This is a genomic window from Microbacterium aquimaris (genome assembly GCF_039531285.1).
In the GTDB taxonomy this organism is placed as follows: domain Bacteria; phylum Actinomycetota; class Actinomycetes; order Actinomycetales; family Microbacteriaceae; genus Microbacterium; species Microbacterium aquimaris.
This window is the reverse complement of sequence record NZ_BAAAPT010000001.1, coordinates 1,179,500-1,203,648: the sequence shown is the minus strand read 5'-3', so window position 1 is coordinate 1,203,648 and position 24,149 is coordinate 1,179,500. Positions and strand designations below refer to the sequence as shown.

Genomic DNA, 24,149 nt, shown 5'->3' with positions numbered 1-24,149 from the left:
CGCTCCTATGCCAGTCGGTTCTCGATGAGGAAGTCGGCGAGCTTCTCGCCGGCATCCCCCTCGTCGACGATCTTCACGCCCGCCTCGCGCGGCGGCTTCTCGCTGACGCCGATCATGATCGACCGCGACCACTCGGGGTCGAGTGGGTCGATGCCGAGGTCATCGAGCGACAGTTTCTCGAACGGCTTCTTCTTGGCCGCCATGATGCCCTTGAAGTTGGCCATGCGGGCGTCGGGGAGCGCCTCGGTGACCGAGATGACCGCGGGGAGGGGAGCGGACAGCTCCATGGTGCCGGCGTCACTGGCGCGCGCACCGGACACGTCCCCGTCACCGATCTTCACGCTCGTGAGCGCCGTGGCGGCGGGCACGTCGAGCAATTCGGCGATCATCGCCGGAAGCACGCCGCCGGTACCGTCGGTCGAGAGGTTCCCGGTGATGGCGAGGTCGAACCCGATGCGCTGGAGGGCCGCGGCGAGCACCTGTGCGGTGAGGCCGAGGTCGGCACCGACGAGGCCTTCATCGACGATCTGCACGGCCGACGCGGCGCCCATCGCCAACCCTCGCCGCAGCGACGTCGTCGCCGCTTCGGGTGCCATCGACAGCAGCACGACCTCGACGTCGCCCGCCGCGTCGGCGTGCGACAGCGCCGCCTCGAGCGCCCGCTCCCCGATCTCGTCGAGGACGCGGTCGCCGACGTCGCGCTGCGCCAGGCCGGTCTCGAGATCGAGTGTGCGGTCTCCGTAGGTATCCGGGACTTCCTTGACCAGGACGACGATCTTCATCAGGGTGCGCTCCTTCGACGTGTCGATTCTAAGCGTGTGCGGGGGTGGGGTAGGCCCGCTGGGCTACCGTGGTGGAGACGACCCGGAGGTGGAGGATGGCCCGACAGCGCCCCCTGCCGATCGACCCGCTCGCGGAGGCCAAACGCCAGTGGGTGACCCACGGCTGGACGGATGCCGCAGCCGGCATGTCCGTGGTCACCTCGGTGATCCGTGCGCAGCAGATCCTCATGGCGCGCATCGATGCGGCACTCAAACCGTTCGGGCTGTCGTTCGCGCGCTACGAGATGCTGCGCCTGCTCGCGTTCACGCGCGAGGGACGGATGCCGATGGCCAGCGCCATCGCGCGTCTGCAGGTGCACCCGACCAGCGTCACCAACACCGTGGACCGTCTGGTCCGCGCGGGCCTCGCCGCGCGCGAACCGCATCCGGCCGATCGGCGGGCGGCGATGCTGGTGATCACCGACGCGGGCAGAGACCTGGTGGAGCGGGCCACCGGCGCGTTGAACTCGGAGGTCTTCGAGGACGTCGGGCTCGACGACGGCGACGCCGAGGCGCTGGCGAGCATCATCGCGCGGATGCGCAAGGACGCCGGTGACTTCACCGACCCGCGCCCGGTTCCCGACCCGCTCTGACGCGACGCGCATCCATACCCTGCACTGCGTCCGAGACCGGGGCGCACGCGCGCAGGTCTCGGACGCGCGCCCGGGTTTCGCAGGCACCGGGCAGGAGTGCGCGGATGCGGGGGACGCCATCAGCGGTGGGTGAAGTGCGGCGGGCGCTTCTCGCGGAAGGCGGCCATGCCCTCCTTCTGATCTTCGGTGTCGAACAGCGCCGCGAAGGCCTGCTTCTCATACCGCAGCCCCTCTGCCAACGACGACTCCTGGGCGGCGGCGAGGGCGGCTTTGGCCGCGTACAGCGACGGCAGCGACTTCCCGGCGATCGTGGACGCCGTCTTGTCCGCCTCGTCGAGCAGGTCCGCGGCCGGGACCACGCGCGAGACCAGACCGGCGCGTTCGGCCTCGGCGGCGTCCATCATGCGTCCGGTCAGGATCAGCTCGGCGGCCTTGTACGGTCCGACGGCCCGCAACAACCGCTGCGTTCCCCCCATCCCCGGGATCACCCCGAGGTTGATCTCGGGCTGTCCGAACCTCGCCGTGTCGGCGGCGAGGATGACATCGCACATCATCGCGAGCTCGCATCCGCCACCGAGGGCGTACCCCGACACGGCCGCGACGACCGGCGTGCGCACCGCCGCGAATCGGGCCCACGCACCGAAGTGGTCATCCATCGTCATCTCGAGGCCGGACTTGTCGGCCATCTCCTTGATGTCCGCGCCGGCGGCGAACGCCTTCTCCGACCCGGTCAGCACGATCGCACCGATGCGCTCGTCCGCGTCGAACCGCGTGGCCGCATCGACGACCTCGCGCATCACGGTGGTGTTCAGCGCGTTGAGTGCGTCGGGCCGGTGAAGGGTGATCCAGCCGACGCGGCCCCGGGTCTCGGAACGGATGGTCTCGTAGTCGATCATGCGGGGCGGCTCCTGACGTCGTCGGACTGGGCACGGACGCTATCGATGATGCCGGAGAAGTCCCTCCGGGCCCCACCCCCCTCGACGAACTCGCGGTACACCGAACGCGCGAGCATCCCCATCCGCGCATCCACCCCGGTCAACGCGACGGCCTTCTCGGCCAACCCCAGGTCCTTGTCCATGAGGGCGCCGGCGAATCCCGGCGTGAAGTCCCGATTGGCGGGGCTGGTGGGCACCGGCCCGGGCACGGGGCAGTTGGTCGTCAGCGCCCAGCACTGGCCCGACGCATGCGAGGCCACATCGAACAGCGCCTGATGGGACAGCCCCAGCCGCTCTCCCAGCACGAACGCCTCCGCGACGACGATCTGCGACGCGGCGAGGATCATGTTGTTGCACACCTTCGCGGCCTGCCCGAGACCGGCACCGCCGCAGTGGACCACCCGCGCGCCCATCACCTCCAACAGGGGCCGGGCCGCCTCGACGTCGCCGTCCGCCCCGCCGACCATGAACGCCAGCGAGGCGTTCTCAGCGCCGACCACTCCTCCCGAGACGGGCGCGTCCACACTGCGATGCCCCGCCGCCTCGGCGAGCGCATGCGCCGCGCGGGCCTCGTCGACGGCGATGGTCGAGCTGTCGATGAACAGGGCGCCCTCCGGCGCGGCGGCCAGAAGACCGGGGCGGTCGGATGTGCCGCGGTAGGCGTCGATGACCTGGTGGCCCGCGGCGAACATCGTGATGACGGCCTCGACGTCGGCGACCGCGGCCGTCGCCGCCTCGGCGATCGTGAGTCCCGCCGCTCGGGCACCCTCCCGCGCGGCCTCGAACACGTCGAAGCCGACCACATCGTGCCCGGCTTCGGCGAGGTTGCGGGCCATGGGCAGCCCCATGTGGCCGAGGCCGAGGAACGCGACCTTCATCGCGCCGTCCCCAACAGCTCGCGTCCGATGATGACCCGCATGATCTCGTTCGTCCCCTCGAGGATCTGGTGCACCCTGAGATCGCGCACGATCTTCTCGATGCCGTAGTCGTGCAGATACCCGTAGCCCCCGTGCAACTGCAACGCGTCGTTGGCGACGCGGAAGCCCGCGTCGGTGGCGAAACGTTTGGCCATCGCGCACTGCATCGCCGCATCATCGGATCCCTCGTCGAGGGCCGCCGCGGCGTCACGCACCATCGCACGCGCAGCACGCAGATCGGTGGCCATGTCGGCGAGCGCGAACACCACCGCCTGCTTCTCGGCGAGCGGCTCTCCGAACGTGAATCGCTCGTGGACGTAGCGGGTCGCGCGCTCCAGCGCAGAGCGGGCCCCGCCCAGGGAACACGCGGCGATGTTGATGCGGCCGCCGTTGAGCGCCGACATGGCGATCCGGAATCCGTTCCCCTCGCCGCCGAGCACGGCCGAGGTGGGCACGCGCACTTCGTCGAGGATGACCTGGGCGGTCGGCTGCGCGTTCCACCCCATCTTCTTCTCGGGGCTGCCGTACGACATCCCGGCCGCGTCTGCGGGAACCAGGAAGGCGGTGATCCCTCGGGCGCCCGGCTCGCCCGTGCGCGCCATCACGACGTAGACGGATGCGACTCCACCGCCGGAGATGAACTGCTTCACACCGGTGAGCACGTACCCGTCGTCCGTGCGGATCGCGCTGGTGGTGATCGCGGCGGCGTCCGACCCGGCGCCGGGTTCGGTGAGGCAGTATCCGCCGAGCTGCGCCATGGTCGTCAGGCCCGGGAGCCACTGCGCACGCTGCGGCGACGAACCGTACGCGTCGATCATCCACGCGACCATGTTGTGGATCGTGATGTACGCCGCGACGGCCGGGTCGGCCGCGGCGAGCTCCTCGAAGATCAGCACGGCGTCCGAGCGCGACAGCGCGGAGCCGCCGACGTCCTCGTGCACGTACACACCACCGAGCCCGAGGTCGCCGGCACGACGGAGCACATCACGCGGGAAGTGGCCCGCCGCATCCCACTCCAGGGCGCGGGGTGCCATTTCCGCGGTGGCGAAGTCCCGGACGGCGTCGACGATGGCCGCGCGTTCCTCGACAGTGCTCATCGACATGGGATCTCCTTCGATCGCGTCAGATCCGATCATGCGCACGGTGGTGCGCATGTCATCTTGATCATTTTAGATGGACGTCCATGTAATTTCCAGGTCTTCCGATGTCCGGGCCCGTACCCCCACCGCCCCGTGCGGGGTGTTCGCCTGCCGTTCACGCTGCGGCAACCCCGCCCCAATAGACCGGATGGGTATCCCACCACACCACCGACACCCGTCAGGACGGTCATGCCTTCAGCCACATTCAGACGCGCGGTCGCGGTCGCCACAACGGCAGCTGCGACGTGTGCGCTCGCCTTCGTTCCGATCACGGCGGCCGGCGCCGCGGTGGTCCCCTCCCCCGTGACGTACTCCGCCGAGGACGCCTCGCTCGCGCTCACGCCGCTGGGTAGCTTCGAGACCGGCGTGTTCGACGAGTCCGCCGCAGAGATCGTCGCCACCCACGGTGACCGGCTCTTCGTCGTCAACGCGCAGGCCGGCAGCGTCAGCGTGCTCGACTGGTCGGACCCGACCGCGATGACCGAGCTGTTCGCGATCGCCTCGACCGGCACGGCGAACTCCGTCGCCGTCCGCGAAGACGGCCTCGGCGTCATCGCCTTCGAGGCCGAAGACAAGACCGCGGCGGGATCGCTGGTGTTCTTCGACGCCGACGCCGCGGATGAGGCCTCCGCCGTCCTCGGCTCGGTGGCCGTCGGCGCCCTCCCCGACATGGTGGCGATCTCGGCGGACGGCATGTACGCCGTGGTGGCCAACGAAGGCGAGCCGGCTGACGACTACACGAGCGACCCCGAGGGATCGATCGGCGTCGTGACCCTGCCGTCGACGAAGACCGCGCCCGCGCAGGGCGACGTGCGCACCGCCGACTTCCGCGCCTACGAGGCCGACGGCGGCAAGACCCTCCCCGAGGACGTGCGGGTCTTCGGCCCGACCCCCGAATCCGACCTGCCGGTCTCGCGCAACCTCGAGCCGGAGTACATCGCCATCGACGGGGACGTCGCGTACGCAGCCCTGCAGGAGAACAACGCCATCGCCGTGGTCGACCTCGCCTCGGCGACGGTGCAGGACATCTGGGCGCTCGGTTTCAAGGACCACTCCGTCGCGGGCAACGGCCTCGACGCGAGCGACCGCGACCCCGAGGACGCCTCGACGGTCAACATCGACACCTACGCGGGCCTGTTCGGCATGTACCAGCCCGACGGCATGGACATCTTCGCCGCGAACGGCAGCTCCTACCTCGTGACGGCCAACGAGGGTGACGCGCGCGAGTGGGGTGACTACGTCGAGCCGGAACGCGTGAAGGACCTCGACGTCTGCGCCGATTCCCCCGCCGCGGCGCTCACCGAAGACGAAGACCTCGGCCGCCTCGAGGTGACCACCGAGCTCGGCTTCGACGAGGAGGGCGACTGCTACAGCGCGCTCTACGCCCACGGCGCTCGCTCGTTCTCGATCTGGTCGACCGACGGCACCCAGGTGTTCGACTCGGGTGACGACTTCGAGCAGATCACCGCCGCCGCCGCGCCGGGCTCGTTCAACTTCAGCAACGACGACAACGACGCCGGCGACTTCGACAGCCGCAGCGACGCGAAGGGCCCCGAGCCCGAGGGCGTCGTGATCGGCGAGGTCGGGGACCGCACCTACGCCTTCATCGGCCTCGAGCGGGTCGGTGGCGTGATGGTCTACGACATCACCACTCCGGCCGCCGCCGAGTTCGTGACCTACGTCAACAACCGCGACGTCTCGGCCGACGCCGAGTCGTCCGCCGCGGGCGACCTCGGGCCCGAGGGCCTCGCCTTCGTCGCCGCGGCGGACTCCCCCACCGGTGAGCCGGCGCTGATCGTCGGCAACGAGGTCTCCGGCACCACCACGGTGTTCGGGATCACCGACCTCCTCGCCCCCGAAACCACCGAGATCCAGGTCCTCACGATCAACGACTTCCACGGTCGACTCGAGGGCGACTCCTACGGCGTCGCCGGCGCAGCCGTGATCGGCGGAGCGGTCGCCGACTTCGAGGCGGCGAACCCGAACACGCTGTTCGTCTCGGCCGGTGACAACATCGGCGGGTCGACCTTCACGTCGGCGTCGCAGGACGACCTGCCCTCCATCGACGCACTGGTCGCAGCGGGCCTGGACCTGGGTTCGGTGGGCAACCACGAGTTCGACAAGGGCTTCGACTTCCTGCTCGACACGGCGACCCCGCGCTTCGGCGAGGGCGACGCGGCCGTGGGCGCGAAGTACAGCCTGGGGGCGAACGTGTACGAGAAGGGAACCGAGAATCCGGTGCTCGAGGAGTACTCCATCGAGGAGGTCGACGGCGTACGTGTCGCCTTCATCGGCACGGTCACCCCGGACACCGCGGTGATGGTCTCTCCCGACGGGATCGCCGACATCGAGTTCGGTGACCAGCTGGTCGCGGCCAACCGGGTCGCGGCGGAGCTCACCGCCGGTGACCTCGCGGATGTCATCATCCTTCTCACCCACGACGGTGCGGCCACCGACTCGTGCGAGTCGCTCATCTCCGACGACACCGACTACTCGAAGCTCGTCGCAGGAGCCTCGGACGACATCGACGCGATCGCGTCGGGTCACACCCACCAGGAGTACGCGTGCATGCTCCCCACCCCCGGTGGCGGGGAGCGTCCGGTCATCCAGGCGCTGGAGTACGGCAAGGCACTGGGTCTGCTGGAGATCTCCGTGAATGCCGAGACGCAGGAGCTGGTCTCGATCGAGGGTTCGGTGGTACCGCTGACCGACGGTGGCACGCCGCTCTACCCGGCCGACCCGACCGTCGCGGCGATCGTCGCAGACGCCGTCGAGCAGGCGGAGATCGAAGGGTCGGTGGAGATCGGATCGATCACCGCCGACATCCTCCGCGGCGGCACCCCGCCCGGAGACGACCGTGGCGTCGAGTCGAGCATGGGGAACACCCTCGCCGACATGTACCTGTGGGCCGCCTCCAACGACGACTACACCGGTACCCCGGCGCAGATCGGCATGATCAACCCCGGAGGCCTGCGCGCCGACCTGCTCTACGGCACCGACGGCACCGTCACCTACCGTGACATCGCCAACGTGCAGCCCTTCGCCAACACCATCGTGACCATCGAACTCACCGGTGCGCAGCTGAAGGCGATCCTCGAAGAGCAGTGGCAGCCCGAGGGCTCCTCGCGTCCGAAGCTCCACATGGGTATCTCGGAGGGCTTCACCTACGAGTACGACCCGGACGCCGCGGCCGGCTCCCACATCGTGTCGATGACCCTCAACGGCAGTGCCGTCGAAGACACCGACACCGTCGTGGTCGCCACCAACTCGTTCCTCGCCGCCGGTGGCGACAACTTCACCACCTTCACCGAGGGCGCCGACCGCACCGACACCGGCTGGGTCGACCTCGCCGCCTCCGTGGCGTACTTCGAAGAGGCCAGCCCGATCGAACCCGCACCCCTGGGTCGCGCGGTCATCGTCGACGACACCGTCGAGCCGACGCCGACTCCCACCCCGACCGACGGTGCGGACGAGGGCACCGACTGGGTCGAGTGGAACATCGGATCGGGCACGGTCGAGCAGGGCGGCACCCTCACGGTGGAGCTGAGCGGGCTGACCGCCGGCCAGATGGTCGACGCGACGCTCTACAGCGATCCGATCGTGATCGAGGGCATCCCCGCGGCGAACACCGCCGGGGAGATCACCTTCACCGTCGCCATCCCCGCCGACCTCGAGACCGGGGCCCACACCTTGGTCCTCGCCTCCGACGGATACGACGACGTGGAGATCCCCGTCACCGTGGTCGCCGAGGGCTCCCTCGCGGCAACCGGCGCCGAGACCCCGTGGGGTCTGGCTTTGACCGCGGCGTTCCTCATCGTGATCGGCGGCACCCTCGCCATCACGCGCCGCCGCACCACCACCGCATAACCGACCGACGCGTCCGCGTCACGGCCCCGGCCCCCCTGTGGGGACCGGGGCCGTCCCCGTCCCGGCGCTCCCCCACCACCTCTCCCCTGCGAGCCACCTCAACCCGGCCCCGGGGCCCGGCCCGTTCAGCACGTCCCACAAAATGTCGGCAAGGGCCTCTGTCGCCGCAGAAATGGGGACACGGCACCGGTGCGGGGCGGGACGGCCGCCTGTGGGGCGGGATGGGTCAGAGGCGTTCGAGGATCGTGGCGTTGGCCAATCCGCCGCCCTCGCACATGGTCTGAAGTCCGTACCGGCCGCCACGTTGCTCGAGCGCGTCGACGAGGGTCGCCATCAGGCGGGTTCCCGATGCCCCGACCGCGTGCCCGAGGGCGATGGCCCCTCCCCACGGGTTGAGGGCCTCCGGGTCGACATCGAACTCCCGCTGCCACGCCAACGGCACCGAGGCGAACGCCTCGTTCACCTCGAACACGTCGATGTCGCTGATCGAGAGTCCACTGCGGTCGAGGATGCGCCGTGTCGCCGGTATGGGACCGGTCAGCATGAGCAGGGGGTCGTCGCCGACGACGGCGAAGGAGTGGAAGCGCGCCCGCGGCGTGAGCCCCAGTGCGGACGCGGTCTCCTCGGCCATGATGAGCGTCGCCGAGGCCGCATCCGTCAGCGGCGAGGAGGACCCGGCGGTGATGCGCCACTCCAGCTGCGGGAAGCGCGCCGCGAGCGCATCGGTGCGGAACACCGGCGACAGCCCCGCGAGCGCGTCCACCGTGGTGCCTTCACGCACGGTCTCGTCAAACGCGACCGCGTCGGAACCGCCCGCGTAGATCGGCGTCACCTGACGGTCGAACCATCCGTGCCGCCACGCAGCTGCGGCCCGACGGTGCGACTCGGCCGCGTAGGCGTCGAGCTCCCCGCGCGCGAGGCCCCACCGATCGGCGATCAGCTCGGCCGAGACCCCCTGGTTGACCAGGCCGTCCGGGTACCGATGCCGGATCCCCTCCGGCACGCTCCCGCCCGCGCCGCTCGACCCGAGTGGCACACGACTCATCGACTCGACACCGCCGGCGATCACGATGTCGTAGGCCCCCGCGATCACGCCCTGCGCGGCGAAGTGCGCGGCCTGCTGGCTCGACCCGCACTGCCGGTCCACCGTCGTGGCGGGGACCTTCTCGTCGAACCCGGCGGCGAGGACGGCGTGGCGCGCGATGTTCATCGCCTGGTCGCCGACCTGGCTGACACATCCGAGGATGACGTCGTCGACCTGGGCGGAGTCCAGCCCGTTGCGTTCGAGCAACGTGGTGAGCACGGCGGCGGCGAGGTCGGCGGGATGGAGTCCGCTCAGCGCCCCACCGGGCTTGCCCCGGCCCGAGGGGGTGCGGACGGCGTCGACGATGACGGCGGATCGCATGCCGCGATCCTCTCACGCACCGACACCGTCCGACAGGTGACCTTCACCAGCGACCGCGGGATGCGGCGGCACCGGCGGCCGCCGGCCGGTCAGCCCGCCGCTTCCTCCGGTCGTTCCGACACATCGATCGCCGCAGTGTCGGGGACGTACCCCTCGACGTGCCGCTCGTCGGGCCCGCTGTAGGCGGACAGCGGACGGATGAGGGCGTTGGCCGCCTGCTGCTCCATGATGTGCGCGGTCCACCCGGTCACGCGCGAGGCGACGAACAGCGGCGTGAAGGTGACGGTGTCGAATCCCAGCAGGTCGTATGCCGGACCCGACGGGTAGTCGAGATTCGGGTAGATGCCCTTCCGGCTGACGAATTCGGCCTCGAGCGCATCGTAGAGCGCCGCCACGTCCGGGCGGTCGTAGTGCGCGACGAGCGTGTCGAGGGCGGCCTTCATCGTCGGCACACGCGAGTCGCCGCGCTTGTAGACCCGGTGGCCGAAGCCCATGATCTTGCGCTTGCGGGCCAAGGCGTCGTCGAGCCACGACGAGACGTTCTCGGCGTCGCCGATCTCGTGGAACACGTGCAGCACGGCCTCGTTGGCGCCGCCGTGCAGCGGCCCCTTCAACGCACCGATCGCACCGGTGACCGCGGAGTACAGGTCGCTCAGGGTCGACGCGATCACGCGGGACGTGAAGGTGGATGCGTTGAACGAGTGCTCGGCGTAGAGGATCATCGAGCGGTTGAACGCGTCGACGACGACCTCGTCCGGCACCTCGCCGAAGGTCATCCACAGGAAGTTCGCCGCATAGTCGAGGTCGTCGCGCGGGGCGATCAGCCCTTCGCCGCGGCGGCGTCGCTGTCCGTAGGCGACGATGGCCGGCAGCACGGCGAACAGCCGGATGCTCCGGGCGAGGTTCTCTTCGGCACTGCCGGAGGCATCCATCACCGACCCGGACCCGGCGAGGTCCTGGGCGCCGATGACGCTGACCGCGGTGCGGACCTCGTCCATCGGGTGCGCGTCGAGCGGGACGAGGTCGATCGCGGCGCGCACCTCGTCGGTCAGGGCCCGGTGGGCGCGTTCGGTGGCTCGCAGTGCGGCGAGCTGCTCGGGGGTCGGGAGTTCCCCGTTCCACAGCAGGTACGCGACGGCCTCGAACGGCTGGGTGGCGGCCAGCTCCTGCACCGGGTAGCCGCGGTACAGGAGGCTGTTGGTCTCGGGGTTCACCTTGGAGACGGCGGTCTCGTCGGCGATGACCCCGACGAGTCCCTTGCGGATGTCGGTCACGGTCACTCCTTCGTGTCGTTGCGGCGGGACGTGTCCCGATTCATGTCGCCAAGCCCGCCCGGCGCGACCGGAATCGGGACATCGTGCGGGTCAGCGGGAGATGTGGAAATTGAACACGTCCTGGTCGAAGTGGTTGTACCCCTCATAGTCGATCAGGTCGTACAGGTCGGCGCGGTGTTGCATGCGCTCCAGGTGCGAGGTCAGGTGCCCCTCGTCGACCAGCGTATCGAGGGCGTCGGATGCCGCGCCCATGGCCATCCGCAACAGAGACACCGGCCAGATGACCATGTTCACCCCGACGGATGCGAGCTGGTCGACCGAGAACAGGTCGGACTTTCCGAACTCGGTCATGTTGGCCAGGATCGGCACGTCGACGGCCTCGCGCATCGCCGCGAACTCCTCGAGGGAGCGCATGGCCTCGGGGAAGATGGCGTCGGCACCGGCGTCGACGAGCGCGCGGGCGCGGTCGGTCGCCGCATCCATGCCCTCGACGGCGCGGATGTCGGTGCGCGCCATGATGAGGAAGTTCTCGTCGCGGCGGGCGTCGACGGCGGCGCGGATGCGCTTGACCGCCGTATCGGCGTCGACGACGCCCTTGCCGTCGAGATGGCCACACCGCTTGGGATTGATCTGGTCTTCGATATGCGTGCCGGAAAGGCCCGCGTCTTCGAGGGTCTGGATGGTGCGGGCGACGTTCATCGGCTCCCCGAACCCGGTGTCGGCGTCGATGATCGCGGGCAGCTCGGTCATCCGGGCGATCTGGGCGCCGCGGGCGGCGACCTCGGTGAGGGTCGTCAATCCGATGTCGGGGAGCCCCAGATCGGCGGAGAGGACGGCGCCGGAGATGTAGACGCCGTCGAAACCCTTCCGTTCGATCAGTCGCGCACTCAGCGGGTTGAAGGCCCCCGGGAAGCGGAGCAGTCCGCCCGAGGCGAGTCGTTCCCGGAACAGGCGACGCTTCTCGTGCGCCGGCGTCCGTGCGTACAGCATCAGAAGATGCCCTTGGGGGCGGGGGCCGACGCGAGCACGCCGAGCTTGGCGACGATCGAGAGTTGCCGCACCTCGTCGGCGGTGAGCTCGGGCAGACGCTGCACCAGCTCGAGGAACCGCTCGATCTCGGCCGCCGCCAGCACCGGCTCAGCGAGGAGCCGGAACTTGGCGATGTAGTCCTCACGGGCGAAGGGGCGCGCACCCAGCGGGTGGGCGTCGGCGACGGCGATCTCGTCTTCGACGGTCGACCCGTCGGCGAGGGTGATGACCACGCGACCGCCGAAGGCCTTCTCGGCGGGGTCGATCGAGTGGTAGCGGCGCGTCCACTCGTCGTCCTCGGCGGTGGTGATCTTGTGCCACAGGGCGACGGTGTCGGCGCGCCCGGCACGCTCCGGCGTGTAGGAGTCGACGTGGTGCCATCCGCCGTCTTGGAGGGCGACGGCGAAGATGTACGGGATCGAGTGGTCCAGTGTCTCGCGGGATGCGGTGGGGTCGTACTTCTGCGGGTCGTTCGCCCCCGACCCGATCACGTAGTGCGTGTGGTGCGAGGTGTGCAGGACGATCGACTCGATGTTCGCCGGGTCGGTCAGTGCGGGGTTCTCGCCGTGGAGTTTCCGGGCGAGGTCGATCCACGCCTGCGCCTGATACTCGGCCGAGTGCTCCTTCGTGTACGACTCGAGGATGGCGCGCTTGGGTTCACCCTGCTCGGGCAAGGGCACGTCGTACGACGCGTCGGGACCGTCCAGCATCCACGCGATCACCCCGTCCTCGCCCTCGTAGATGGGCGAGGGCGAGGTCTCCCCGCGCATGGCCCGATCGACGGCCTCGACGGCCATCTTCCCGGCGAAGGCCGGGGCGTGTGCCTTCCACGTCGAGATCTCGCCCTTGCGCGACTGCCGCGTCGCGGTGGTGGTGTGCAACGCCTGCCCGACGGCCTGGTAAATGGTCTCCGGGTCGAGGTCGAGGAGGGTGCCGATGCCGGCCGCGGCGGACGGGCCGAGGTGGGCGACGTGGTCGATCTTGTGCTTGTGCAGGCAGATCGCCTTAACCAGGTCGATCTGGATCTCGTATCCGGTCGCAAGGCCCCGCACGAGCGCGGCACCGTCGGCACCGACGTGCTGGGCGACGGCGAGGATCGGGGGGATGTTGTCACCGGGGTGCGAGTAGTCCGCCGCGAGGAAGGTGTCGTGGTAATCCAGCTCCCGCACGGCGACGCCGTTGGCCCACGCCGCCCACTCCGGGCTCGTGCGCCGCTCGAGGGCGCATCCGAACACGGTCGCCCCCGCACCGCTGATCGATACGGCGTGGTCGAGCGCCTGCTGCCGTGCCGCCGAAACGGGGCGGCGGGTCAGCGATGCGGCCGCCACGGCGGCGTTGTCGATGAGGCGGTTGACGATCATGTCGCGGGTCTCGTCGTCGACCTCGACGGGGTCTGCGGCGACCTGGGCGATGTGCCACGCGAGCTGCCCTTCGCGCGCGAGGTTCTCTTCGCTGCGGTGGACACGGGTGTGGTGGAAGACGCTCATGGAACGAGCCTTTCAGATACGTCGGTGGGAAGGGAGCCGAGGATGCCCTCGAGAGCATTGTGCAGGTGCACGTGCGTCGCGTGGGCGGCGAGGTCGGGATCGTGCCGCGCGATCGCGTCGGCGATGAGGCGATGTTCGTGGACGGACTCTTCGAGCCGATGTGGTCGCTCGCGGGCCATGCGCCGCACGCGCACGAGATGCGTACGCACGGTGCTCAGCGCCGATACGAGGTAGTCGTTGTCGACGGCGTCGTCGATCGCGGCGTCGAAGTCGGCGATGAGCCTCGCGTAGGTCTCGCGCCCGGCCGGGGCGTCGAGGTGGACGTCGCCGAGCGCCGAGGCGATCGCGGAGAACGTGGCTTCGGACCCGCGGACCGCGGCGAGGCGCGCGGCGGTCTCCTCCAGGGCGCGGCGCAGTTCGAACAGTTCACGGATGTCGCCGGCGTCGATCTCACTGACGACCGTCAACCGCGGGGATTGCTGCACGACCAGTCCGGCCGCGGCGAGGCGCCCGAGGGCTTCTCGCAGCGGGGTGCGGCTCACGCCCAGGCGCGCGGCCTGCTCGGCTTCGGCGAGCACCGCCCCCGGAGGGAGGTGTCCGCGCTGGATCTCGTCGAGAAGGGTCGCGTACGCGCGGTCGCTGGCCCGCATCCGATCACCTCCCCGAAACCCCTGTCATGTATACACTCATCGGATATTCGGGGTCAATCGTCACCCCGAGAGGCCTGAAGGTATACCGATTCACAAATTCATGAAAAGGGCGTAGCTTCAAGCCATGGACACCGTCGTTCGCACCCGCGACCTGCACAAGCACTACGGTGCGGTGCACGCCCTCGACGGCCTCGACCTCACCGTCGACGCCGGCCAGATCCATGGCTTCCTCGGCCCGAACGGGGCCGGGAAATCCACCGCCATCCGCATCCTCCTCGGCCTGGCGCGCAGCACCCGCGGGGAGGCGAGCGTGCTCGGTATGGACCCCTGGAACGACGCGGTGGCGGCCCATCGGCGCATCGCCTCGGTCCCCGGCGACGTCAGCGTGTGGCCGAACCTCTCCGGCGGCGAGGCCATCGACTTCCTCGCCCGCCTCCGCGGTGCCGACACCGCATCCGCCGCCTACCGAGACGAACGTGCCCGGCTGCTGGACGTCTTCGGCTTCGACCCTCGCAAGAAGGGCCGCGCCTACTCGAAGGGTAACCGACAGAAAGTGGCCCTGATCGCCGCTTTCGCCGTGCCGGCCGACCTCTACGTGCTCGACGAACCGACCAGTGGACTCGATCCGCTCATGGAGGTCGTGTTCCAACACGAGCTCCGCCGCGTCCGCGACGCCGGCGCGACCGTTCTGCTCTCCAGCCACATCCTCTCCGAAGTCGAGCAGGTGTGCGATCGGGTGAGCATCATCCGCGCCGGACGCATCGTGGAGTCCGGGACACTGACAAACCTGCGCCACCTGACGCGCACCGAGGTGTCCTTCGCGGTGAACGACCACGACGCACCGCCGACCCTCCCCGGGGTGCACGACCTGGAGGTCACCGACGGCCGCGCGCATTTCACCGTGGACAGCGATCAGGTCGCCGGGATCCTTCCCGCCCTGGCCGCACACGATGTCGAAGGCCTGCGCGTCGCTCCCCCCTCGCTCGAAGAGCTCTTCCTCCGCCACTACGGCGAGGACCTCTCGGCAGACGCAGTCACCCGCGACGGGACCGACGCACCCCCCACGCGTCGCGCGGCGCGGAGGGTCGGGAGGCGGTCGTGATCACCCTGCTCATCCAGCGGATGCGGCGCGATACGCGCCAGCTCGTCCTGTGGATCGGCGGAACCGCCCTGCTGGCGGCGATGGGCAACATCGCGGTGGCCGACACCTTCGGCACCGAGGAGGCGCGGGCCGGACTCCTGGTCGCCGCGATCGGGAACCCCGTCATCCTGCTGTTCCGCGGGCTGCCGTCGGGCGCGGACCAAGACCAGGTGGTCGTGTTCCTCATCCTTCCGGTCCTCATGTTCCTCGCCGCCCTGATGAGCACCTTCCTCGCCGTGCGGCACACGCGCGCGGAGGAGGAGCAGGGACGGTCCGAACTCGTGTCGGCGACCCCGGCATCGCGCACCGCACCGCTGACGGCGACGATCCTCCACGGCTTGTTGGCCGACCTCGTCCTCGCCCTGCTGGTGTCGCTCGCGTTCCTCGCGTCCGGCCTCGGCACCGACGGATCGTTCCTCGCCGGGTTCGCCGTCGGCGGCGTCGGCGTCGCCTTCCTCGGCGTCGGACTGGTCGCCGGCCAGATCATGCGCACCTCTCGCGGCGCGAACGCGCTGGCGGTGTGGACGGTCACCGCCCTGTTCCTCGTGTGCGGACTCGGCAACGCGCTGGGCACACCGAGCGACGACCTGCAGCGAATGGAGAGCTCGTGGCTGACCTGGTTGTCACCGTTCGGGTGGGCCGAGAACACCCGCGCGTTCGACGAGAACACGTGGTGGCTCCTGTTGCCGCTGTTCGGGCTCGGCCTCGTCCTGGCCGGCACCGCCGTCGCCCTGCAGTCGGTGCGCGATCTGGGTGAGGGCTTCGTCGCCACCCGAGGTGGACGATCCACCGCCGGCCGGCTGCTCTCCTCGCCGACGGGCCTGGTGTGGCGACTCACCCGGGGAGGCGTGCTCGGCTGGAGCATCGGGGGCCTCCTGCTCGGGATCCTCGCGACCTCCCTGAGCGGTGTCATCGACGAATTCACCCAGGACAACGAGGCGATCCGGGACATGATCGCCCAGATGTCGGGCGGGGCCGACACCGCCTCGGCGACCGTGGCGGTGTTCTTCTCGATGCTCGGGATCCTCGCCGCCTGCTGCGCGGTGCAGATCGCGTGTCATGCGCGGCAGGAGGAGGCACACGGCACCGCCGAGCCGGTGCTGTCGACACCGGTCGCGCGCGTGCGCTGGCTGGCCGACTACGTCGTCGTGGCCGCCGTCGGCATCCTTCTGGTCGTCGCGGGCGCCGTCGTCGGCGGGGTGATCGGGATCGTCGCGCAGGGCGATGACACCGACCTGCTCATCGACGTGCTCGTCATGGGCGCCGGTCAAGCCGCCGCAGCCGCCGTCTTCCTCGCCGCCACCGCGGTCGTGTTCGTCCTTGCGCCGCGGTTGACGATCCCGCTGGCCTGGACTCTCGTGATGCTCGGGCTCATCTTCGGACTGTTCGGGCCGCTGTTCGGCTTCCCCGAGTGGGTGGTCGACCTCTCGCCGATCGCGCAGGCGCCGACTGTCTCGGCCGGCGAGGTCGACCTGCGTGGCCTGTGGGGGCTGCTCACGGTGACCGTCGTCGGCATCGGCACCGCACTCACGCTCATGCGTCGACGCGAAGTGGTGGCGACCAGTTGACCGGCGCGGCACCGAGGGACGACAGGGGACCCCACCATCCCGGGGCCGGACCCGCTGAACAGGCCGCGGCGCTGCTGACCGCATCGGGCATGCCGCGCATGCAGTCGCGCGTGCTCATGGCCCTCGTCGGGTCGCCCGACGAGGGCTACACCGCCGCCGACCTCGCCGATCGCCTCGGCGTCTCCGCCGCCGCCGTGTCGGGGGCGGTGCGTGCACTGCAGGCCATGCGACTCATCCAGCGCCTGTCACGCCCGGGCGACAGGCGCGATCGATACGACCTGGCCGACGACATGTGGAGCGGGGTGATCACGGCCAACGTCCCCGTCTACGCCCAGCTCGGCACCCTCATGCACCGCATCGCCGACGAGAACGACCGTGCACCACGATCCGCGGCACGCGCACGCGAGAGCGCGGACTTCCTGACCTTCCTCGCCGACCGGATGCCGCAGCTGGCCGCCGAGTGGGCGGCCAGCCGGCACACCGGCGCGTGAGACCCTAGCCGCCCGCCTCGCGCAGTCGTTCGGAGAGGGCATCCAACGCAGGCCGCTGGCCCTTCACGAGCTTCTCCCGCGCCTCCGCGATCGTCACCCACGCGGCCCGATCGACTTCGGGGAAGCGCGCGGAGCGACCCGACCGGGGCGGCCACTCCATCTCGAACTCACCGAAACCATCCGTGGGCGGGGTGAACACCGCGCCGTCGGCCACGAACACCGTCACCCGTTTGCCGGACGAGTACGGGAAGGTGCCCAGCTCCGCCACCGGCGCCTCCGGCGGCTCGACACCGAGTTCCTCGCGGAACTCACGGAACGCCGCGTCGCACGCGCGTTCGTTCTCCGGGTCGTACTCGCCCTTCGGGATGCTCCACGCCGCGGCGTCCTTCGACGCCCAGAACGGACCGCCCATGTGAGCGATCATCACCTCCACCTCGGGGGCGGCGCCGTCGACGGGTGGATGACGGAGGCGGTACAGGAGGATCCCGGCGCTGTGCACCGTCATCGTCCTGCACCGCCTCCGGTGTCGAATCCGCTCAGACCAGGCGCTGCTTCGGCGAGGTCTCGTACGTGATCTCGGCGTCGTCCTCGACGACGCCGTTGAGCGCCTCATCGATGGCCGACATCACACTCTCGTCGAGGGTGACGCCGGAGGCCTTCACGTTGTCGGCGATCTGCTCCGGGCGCGATGCTCCGACCAGGGCTGCCGCGACATTGTCGTTCTGCAGCACCCAGGCGATCGAGAGCTGCCCCATCGTCAGCCCGAGATCATCGGCGATCGGCTTGAGCTTCTGCACCGCCGTGAGCGTCTCGTCGTTCAAGAAGCGCTTGATGAAGGTCGCACCGCTCTTCTCGTCGGTCGCGCGCGAGCCGGCGGGCACCGGCTGCCCGGGCAGGTACTTGCCGGTGAGCACCCCCTGCGCCATCGGAGACCAAACGATCTGCGAGATACCGAGAGCCCGCGAGGTCGGCACGACCTTGCCCTCGATCACACGCCACAGCGCCGAGTACTGCGGCTGGTTGGAGATCAACTGGATGCCGAGCTCCTTCGCCAGCGCGTGCCCTTCGCGCAGTTGTTCGGCGGTCCACTCGGAGACGCCGATGTACAGCGCCTTGCCCTGGCGGACGACATCGGCGAAAGCCTGGAAGGTCTCTTCGATCGGCGTCTCGTAATCGAAGCGGTGCGCCTGGTAGAGGTCGACGTAGTCGGTGCCGAGACGCTCGAGCGACGCGTCGATCGATTCGAAGATGTGCTTGCGGCTCAGACCGGTGTCGTTGGGTCCCTTCGGGCCGGTCGGGAAATAGACCTTGGTGAAGATCTCGAGCGACGCGCGGCGCTGACCCTTGATCGCCTCCCCGAGCACACTCTCGGCGGCACCGTTGGCGTAGACGTCCGCGGTGTCGAAGGTGGTGATGCCGGCATCGAGCGCGGCGTGGACGGTCTTCACGGCGGCGTCGTTCTCGACCTGCGAACCGTGCGTGACCCAGTTGCCGTAGGTGATCTCGGAGACCTTGAGGCCGCTGTTGCCCAGGTAGCGATAGTTGACCATGGCCTCCACGCTACCGGCGGGAGGCGACACCACGCCGGGGCTCTTCGCCACCGGCGTAAACGTCAGTCCCGCCGACGCAGGGCGCGACGCAGGCTCCGCACGATCAGCAGCAGTCCGCCGAGTCCGACGGCGCTGCCGAGGAAGGGGAAGGCCCCGACGTTGCCGGTGAGCATCGGTCCGTCCCCGGACACGGTCAGGCTGATCCCGGTCGCCAGCAGCGCCACCCCGACGACGGTGACGAGGAAGCGGTTCAGCTGCTCCTCCAGCCACCCCCGTTCCCCCGCGCCCTCGAAGGAGCGCAGCCGCACGGAGAACGTCCCGTCTTCGAGGGACCGGGTGACGTTCTCGAAGCGACGCGGCAACCTTCGCAGCTCCTCCCCCGCGAGCATGAGGTGCGCCTGCGCGCCGAGCGCCGCGTTCCTGGGGTCGAAGGTCGCCCGCGCGAAATGGGGTGCCCGCTCGAGGGCGTGCCCGACCATGTCGTAGTCCGGCACAAGGCGTCGCAATGTCCCCTCCAGGGACGACAGCGTGCGCAGCACGAGCAGCAGCGACGGCGGGATCGACAGGCGGTACCGACGCAGCACATCCACCAGGGCTCGGAAGATGTTCTCGTCGACCTGCGCGTTCTGCATGCGGGTGAGGATCACCCCGATGTCGTGCTGCAAGGCGACCTGATCGACCGTGCCGGTCTCGGGCGCGCACATGAGCAGCACGACGTTCGTCGCGGCCACGTCGTCGTCGGCAGACAGGGCGAGCAGCAGCGGGATGAGCATGCGCCGCAGACTCCGCTCGCTGACCCCGACCGCGCCGAAATCGATGAGCGCGACCGTGCCGTCATCCTGCAGGATCAGGTTCCCCGGGTGCAGGTCGGCATGGAAGACGCCGCGCACCGCGATCTGCTCGAACACCGACTCGAGCACGCCGTCGGCCAGGCGTCGCGCGTCGGCCGGGTCGAGCGCATCCGTGGCGATCCGGCTGAACGGGGTGCCGGTGATCCGCTGCTGCACAATCATGCGGCTCGTGCACCACCGGTCGTACAGCACCGGCACGGCGAGCGTCATCGAGGACGAGCGCGCGATCGCCCCGCGCAGCATCTCGGTGTTGGCCGCCTCGACCCGGTAGTCGAGCTCGTCGCTGAGCGCCCGCGAGAACTCCGCCGCGAGCGCGACGGCCCCGTAATCGCGCGCCCAGTCGGTGCGCGCCTCAGCCGTGCGCGCCAGCCGCTCGAGGATGTCGAGATCGGTCGTGACCTGCGCGCGAGCACGGGGGCGCTGAATCTTCACGACCACCTCGTCACCCGGAACGTCGCCGTCCCCGCGCAGCCGCGCCGTGTGCACCTGTGCGACCGAGGCCGCCGCCAACGGCTGCGGATCGATCGAGGCGAACACCTCGTCGATCGGACGGCCAAGCTCCGCGGTGATCGCCGCCTCGGCTTCCGCCCACGGGATCGGGGTGGAATCCATCTGCAGCGTCGACAGCGCATCCACGAGGTCGCGCGGCAGCACGTCCTCGCGGGAGGAGAGCACCTGGCCGAGCTTGACGAACGTGACTCCGGCCTCGTTCAATGCGGCGACGAGGGCCGACGCGAGTTCGTCGTCGCCGCCGTGGCGGTTCTGGAACGCGCCCAACCCGTGGCGCGACGCGATCGCGAGGATCTGGGCGTATCGCCTGGCCCGGTCGCGGCGTCGGAACGCGTCCCGGATCGCCGTCACCGGATTCGTCACCCGGTGGGACGGCCACAGGAACTCCAGCGTCACGATCACCACCACGACGATCGCGAACATCCACCCGAGGACCAGCCCGAGGAACGCCAGTGCGATCGGACCGCTCACGGTGACGTGGTCGTCGAGGTCGAGCACGTCCGTCTCGCGCATCGCCCACGTCGCCAAGGGGATGCACGCCAGGAAGACCACCAGCGCGGTGATGGATGCGCGGATCCAGCCGACCTGTCCGTCGAGCAGGCGACGGCTCACCCACGCGGCCGCGACCGTGAAGATCAGAGTGATCAGGATGAACGCGACCCAGGCCCACATAGGGCCAGTGTGTCAGCCGGCGGCGGCGGCCGCTTGGTCCTCTTCTGTCGCGACCAGCTGCCCACACGCCCCGTCGATCTCCTTGCCGCGCGTATCCCGCAGAGTCGTCGGGATGCCGGCGGCGTTGAGCCGTCGCACGAATTCCGCCTGGACGGGCTTCTCCGACGAGGTCCACACCGACCCTGGTGTCGGGTTCAGAGGGATGGGGTTCACGTGCACCCAGCCCCGCCCCCGGGCGTTGAGCTTCTCCGCGAGAAGGTCAGCGCGCCACGCGTGGTCGTTCATGTCTTTGATGAGGGCGTACTCGATCGAGACGCGGCGCCCGGTCGCGTCGAAGTACGCGCGGGCCGCATCGAGAGCCTCGTCGACCTTCCAGCGGGAGTTCACCGGGATCAGCTCGTCGCGCAGCTGGTCGTCCGGCGCGTGCAGCGACAGGGCGAAGGTCACCGGGATCTCCTCCGCGGCGAGCTTCTTGATCGCCGGCACCAGACCCACTGTCGACACCGTGATGCCGCGCGCGCTCATGCCCAGACCGTGCTTCTGATCGGTCATCACCCGGACCGACTGCATGAGTCGGGCGTAGTTGGCCAAGGGCTCACCCATCCCCATGAAGACGATGTTGGTGACACGTTCGTCGGGGTGCTCCGGCTCACCGAGCTCGCCGGCGCGGATCAGGGCGTTCGCCCGCACGACCTGGTCGATGATCTCGGCCGCCGACATGTTGCGGGTCAGGCCCGCCTGGCCGGTCGCGCAGAAGGGGCAGTTCATGCCGCATCCGGCCTGGCTCGACACACACAGGGTGATGCGTCCTGGATAGCGCATCAGCACCGACTCGACCAGGGCGCCGTCGTGCAGCTTCCACAGGAACTTGATCGTGTCGCCGCGGTCGGTCTTCAGACGCCGCACCTCGGTCAGCAGCGGCGGGAGCATGCCGGCGACGAACTCCGCCCGGGTCGCCGCCGGAAGGTCGGTCATCCGCTCCGGATCGGCGGTGTAGTGCGTGAAGTAGTGCTTCTCGAGCTGTGCGGCACGGAAGGCCGGCATCCCCAGCTCCTTCACCTTCTCGACGCGCTGTTCAGCGGTCATGTCGGCCAGGTGCACCGGCGGTTTGCCACGCTTCGGGCTGGCGAACTGCAGCATCGGACGCCCTTCGGAGTCCTTTTTCTGCGACCACCCCTCGGTCCTGGGGCGCACCTGGCGCACGGCGGAGGCGTCGGGCGGCGTCGTGGATCGCACGGGGGGCTGTTCGGGCATGTTTCGAGGGTAGGGGACGCACCTGCACGCCGTCTGTCCGCCCCACTCCCGCGTCCCCCGGCGCGCGCCGCGCGGCTCCCGGCTCCCGGCTCCCGGCTCAGCCGGCTCCCGGCTCCCGGCTCCCGGCTGCCGGCTCCCGGCTCCCGGCTCAGCCGTCAAGAACACAGGAGAATCGACGCCCGAAGCCGTGCTCGGCACCGATACCTGGCCACACACACCCGAGTCTCCTGTGTTTTTGACCGCGAACCGCACCGGGGGATCCGCGGACCGCGCCCCGGAGAGGGGATGGTGGATCGACCTTCCCCCTCGCCGCAACCACGACCCCTGCGTGAACAACACAGGAGATCCCGCGGCCGGGACCGTGTCGGCGGGCCGTATCGACCCCGGTCGGTGCCAGACCTCCTGTGTTGTTCACGGCGACCGCCCTCGGCGGGCCGGATAGGGTCGAAGGCGGCCCCGACATGGGCCGGACGGGAGCACCATGACCACGCGGCGGATCGCGTTCCTCGACGTCGACGGCACCATCCTCCTCCACGGGAGCATCGTGGCCGAGTCGACCATCGACGCGGTGAGGACGGCGCGCCAGGCGGGACACCTGGTGTTCCTGGCGACCGGACGTTCGGCGGCAGATATCCACCCGACCGTTCGCGGAATCGGCTTCGACGGGGCGATCACCAATGGCGGCGCCTACGCCGTGGTCGGCGAGACGACGGTCGTCGCCGACCCGATGCCCCGCGCCGCGGTCGACGAACTGACGGCCCTGTTCGACAGTCACCGTATGCATTACGTCCTGCAGGCCGACGCCGGGTTGTTCGCTCCCGAGCCGGTGCGGGTGCGGCTGGCCGAGGTCACGCGCCGGGTGCGTGCGATGAACCCGCAGGCTGCGGCCGCGGCGGACGACGACACCGCCGACCGCATCCGCGACATCGCCCTGGCCGACCGGGATGCGATCGCCAAGGCCGTCTTCCTCAGCGAGGCGCACGACAGCGTCGAGCGCCTGCGCCGCGACCTCGGCGACCGCTACCACGTGATCCCCGGCAGCATCCCGATGCCGGGCTCGAACGGCGAGATCGGGATGCCCGGTGTCACCAAGGGCGCGGCGATCCGGTCCGTCCTCGACCACGTCGGGATGCACACCGACACGGCGCTCGGCGTGGGCGACAGCTGGAACGACGTGGAGATGTTCGAGGTGTGCGGCACGGGCGTCGCGATGGGCAATGCGCCCGACGCGTTGAAGGCCCTCGCCGACGACGTCACCACGAGCGTCTCCGCCGACGGAGTCGCCAACGCCTTCCGCCGCCACGGCCTCATCTGAGCCGGCCGTGCGCCATCGCGTGGGCACCTCTCGTCGCGCTCCACGGGTACGCGTCGATAAACGCGATACACCTCGAGAAACCACGCACTGCGGTGTTTCTCGGGCGATTCGGCGTGTGTCACCCCTGCTCAGCCGCGAACGCAACCCCCAGGCGTGCCGCGGGGCGAACCCGTAGCGTCGGGGCCGTGATCGACGTGCGAGAGATCCGGCGTTCGGATGCCGGCGAAGTCCTGACGCTGCAGCGCGCGGCCTTCGTGCAGGAGGCCCTGATCTACGGCGACCCCGACATGCCTCCGCTCACCCAGACCCTCGACGAGCTCGAGCACGAGCTCGTCGAGAATCTGGGATGCGTCGCCGTCGACGGGTTGCGGATCGTCGGGGCTGCCCGTGCGCGACTCGACGGCGAACTGCTGCTCATCGGGCGCATCTCGATCGCCCCCGACCAGCAGGGCAACGGCGTAGGGACGGCCCTGTTGTCCGCGGTCGAGCGACGCGGCCGTGACGCCGGCGCCGCCGAAGCGGAATTGTTCACCGGGTCGCTCAGCGAGGCGAACCTCCGGCTGTACGAACGCGAGGGATACCGCGAGACGCAGCGCGTCGACGACGGCGGGGGCATCGCGCAGGTCTTCCTCCGCAAGCCGCTGGTCTGACCACCCTGCCCGCCCGCGGCGCCAACGCGG

Annotated in this window: 20 protein-coding genes; 7 read left to right on the top strand and 13 right to left on the bottom strand. The window is 69.8% G+C overall.

The genetic code is table 11. From position 1 onward, the window contains the following. Window positions 1-5 precede the first annotated feature (5 nt). Entirely contained in the window at window positions 6-782 is a 777-nt protein-coding gene (locus tag ABD204_RS05625) for an electron transfer flavoprotein subunit beta/FixA family protein (RefSeq protein WP_194423677.1), read from the bottom strand. Between the two features lie 95 nt (window positions 783-877). Here ABD204_RS05625 and ABD204_RS05620 point away from each other — a divergent pair, with 95 nt between their 5' ends. Beyond that, window positions 878-1,414, top strand: a complete 537-nt coding sequence (locus ABD204_RS05620; protein ID WP_194423676.1) for a MarR family winged helix-turn-helix transcriptional regulator — start codon at window positions 878-880, stop codon at window positions 1,412-1,414. 119 nt (window positions 1,415-1,533) lie between these two features. Here ABD204_RS05620 and ABD204_RS05615 read toward each other — a convergent pair whose 3' ends face one another. The 3 genes from ABD204_RS05615 to ABD204_RS05605 are packed head-to-tail and all read right to left on the bottom strand — an operon-like array spanning window position 1,534 to window position 4,369. Further along, the gene (locus ABD204_RS05615; protein ID WP_194423675.1) at window positions 1,534-2,310 is read right to left on the bottom strand and encodes an enoyl-CoA hydratase; all 777 of its coding nucleotides are present in this window, start codon (window positions 2,308-2,310) and stop codon (window positions 1,534-1,536) included. After that, window positions 2,307-3,227, bottom strand: coding sequence for a 3-hydroxyisobutyrate dehydrogenase (gene mmsB / locus ABD204_RS05610; RefSeq protein WP_194423674.1), 921 nt, complete (start codon window positions 3,225-3,227; stop codon window positions 2,307-2,309). The genes ABD204_RS05615 and mmsB overlap by 4 nt, the downstream gene beginning before the upstream one ends. Then, a complete protein-coding gene (locus ABD204_RS05605) occupies window positions 3,224-4,369 on the bottom strand; it encodes an acyl-CoA dehydrogenase family protein (protein ID WP_194423673.1) in 1,146 nt (381 codons plus the stop codon). Before ABD204_RS05605 ends, mmsB begins: the two co-directional genes overlap by 4 nt. Window positions 4,370-4,594: 225 nt before the next feature. Between ABD204_RS05605 and ABD204_RS05600 the strand changes: the two genes are divergently transcribed. Further along, window positions 4,595-8,272: a choice-of-anchor I family protein gene (locus ABD204_RS05600; protein ID WP_194423672.1), complete on the top strand. Its 3,678-nt coding sequence runs from the start codon at window positions 4,595-4,597 to the stop codon at window positions 8,270-8,272. Window positions 8,273-8,498: 226 nt separating this feature from the next. Here ABD204_RS05600 and ABD204_RS05595 read toward each other — a convergent pair whose 3' ends face one another. The 5 genes from ABD204_RS05595 to ABD204_RS05575 form a co-directional block, all read right to left on the bottom strand. Next, on the bottom strand, window positions 8,499-9,677 hold the full coding sequence (locus ABD204_RS05595) for a thiolase family protein (RefSeq protein ID WP_194423671.1): 1,179 nt from the start codon (window positions 9,675-9,677) through the stop codon (window positions 8,499-8,501). 89 nt (window positions 9,678-9,766) lie between these two features. Beyond that, window positions 9,767-10,957 carry a bifunctional 2-methylcitrate synthase/citrate synthase gene (locus ABD204_RS05590; RefSeq protein WP_322597519.1) on the bottom strand — a complete coding sequence of 397 codons (1,191 nt, stop codon included), beginning with the start codon at window positions 10,955-10,957 and terminating at the stop codon, window positions 9,767-9,769. An 84-nt stretch (window positions 10,958-11,041) separates the two neighbouring features. Further along, window positions 11,042-11,941 carry a methylisocitrate lyase gene (gene prpB, locus ABD204_RS05585; protein WP_194423669.1) on the bottom strand — a complete coding sequence of 300 codons (900 nt, stop codon included), beginning with the start codon at window positions 11,939-11,941 and terminating at the stop codon, window positions 11,042-11,044. After that, on the bottom strand, window positions 11,941-13,467 hold the full coding sequence (locus ABD204_RS05580) for an MmgE/PrpD family protein (protein WP_194423668.1): 1,527 nt from the start codon (window positions 13,465-13,467) through the stop codon (window positions 11,941-11,943). The genes prpB and ABD204_RS05580 overlap by 1 nt, the downstream gene beginning before the upstream one ends. Next, entirely contained in the window at window positions 13,464-14,117 is a 654-nt protein-coding gene (locus tag ABD204_RS05575) for a GntR family transcriptional regulator (RefSeq protein WP_194423667.1), read from the bottom strand. The genes ABD204_RS05580 and ABD204_RS05575 overlap by 4 nt, the downstream gene beginning before the upstream one ends. Window positions 14,118-14,241: 124 nt before the next feature. Between ABD204_RS05575 and ABD204_RS05570 the strand changes: the two genes are divergently transcribed. The 3 genes from ABD204_RS05570 (at window position 14,242) to ABD204_RS05560 (ending at window position 17,317) form a co-directional block, all read left to right on the top strand. Continuing rightward, the gene (locus tag ABD204_RS05570; RefSeq protein ID WP_194423666.1) at window positions 14,242-15,219 is read left to right on the top strand and encodes an ABC transporter ATP-binding protein; all 978 of its coding nucleotides are present in this window, start codon (window positions 14,242-14,244) and stop codon (window positions 15,217-15,219) included. Continuing rightward, the gene (locus ABD204_RS05565; RefSeq protein WP_322597518.1) at window positions 15,216-16,826 is read left to right on the top strand and encodes an ABC transporter permease; all 1,611 of its coding nucleotides are present in this window, start codon (window positions 15,216-15,218) and stop codon (window positions 16,824-16,826) included. Before ABD204_RS05570 ends, ABD204_RS05565 begins: the two co-directional genes overlap by 4 nt. Window positions 16,827-16,915: 89 nt before the next feature. Next, entirely contained in the window at window positions 16,916-17,317 is a 402-nt protein-coding gene (locus tag ABD204_RS05560) for a GbsR/MarR family transcriptional regulator (protein WP_194423665.1), read from the top strand. 4 nt (window positions 17,318-17,321) lie between these two features. On the opposite strand, the gene ABD204_RS05555 is transcribed toward ABD204_RS05560, so the two are convergent. From ABD204_RS05555 to rlmN, 4 genes are all read right to left on the bottom strand, one after another. Beyond that, on the bottom strand, window positions 17,322-17,822 hold the full coding sequence (locus ABD204_RS05555; protein ID WP_194423664.1) for an NUDIX hydrolase: 501 nt from the start codon (window positions 17,820-17,822) through the stop codon (window positions 17,322-17,324). A gap of 31 nt (window positions 17,823-17,853) precedes the next feature. After that, window positions 17,854-18,867 (bottom strand): aldo/keto reductase family protein, encoded by a 1,014-nt coding sequence (locus ABD204_RS05550; protein WP_194424247.1) that lies wholly within the window; start codon window positions 18,865-18,867, stop codon window positions 17,854-17,856. 62 nt (window positions 18,868-18,929) lie between these two features. Then, window positions 18,930-20,900, bottom strand: a complete 1,971-nt coding sequence (locus ABD204_RS05545) for an ABC1 kinase family protein (protein WP_194423663.1) — start codon at window positions 20,898-20,900, stop codon at window positions 18,930-18,932. Between the two features lie 12 nt (window positions 20,901-20,912). After that, entirely contained in the window at window positions 20,913-22,154 is a 1,242-nt protein-coding gene (rlmN, locus tag ABD204_RS05540; protein ID WP_194423662.1) for a dual-specificity RNA methyltransferase RlmN, read from the bottom strand. 481 nt (window positions 22,155-22,635) lie between these two features. On the opposite strand from rlmN, the gene ABD204_RS05535 reads away from it, so the two are divergent. Next, window positions 22,636-23,469 (top strand): Cof-type HAD-IIB family hydrolase, encoded by an 834-nt coding sequence (locus ABD204_RS05535; protein ID WP_194423661.1) that lies wholly within the window; start codon window positions 22,636-22,638, stop codon window positions 23,467-23,469. Window positions 23,470-23,654: 185 nt separating this feature from the next. After that, on the top strand, window positions 23,655-24,119 hold the full coding sequence (locus ABD204_RS05530) for a GNAT family N-acetyltransferase (RefSeq protein ID WP_322597517.1): 465 nt from the start codon (window positions 23,655-23,657) through the stop codon (window positions 24,117-24,119). Window positions 24,120-24,149 lie beyond the last annotated feature (30 nt).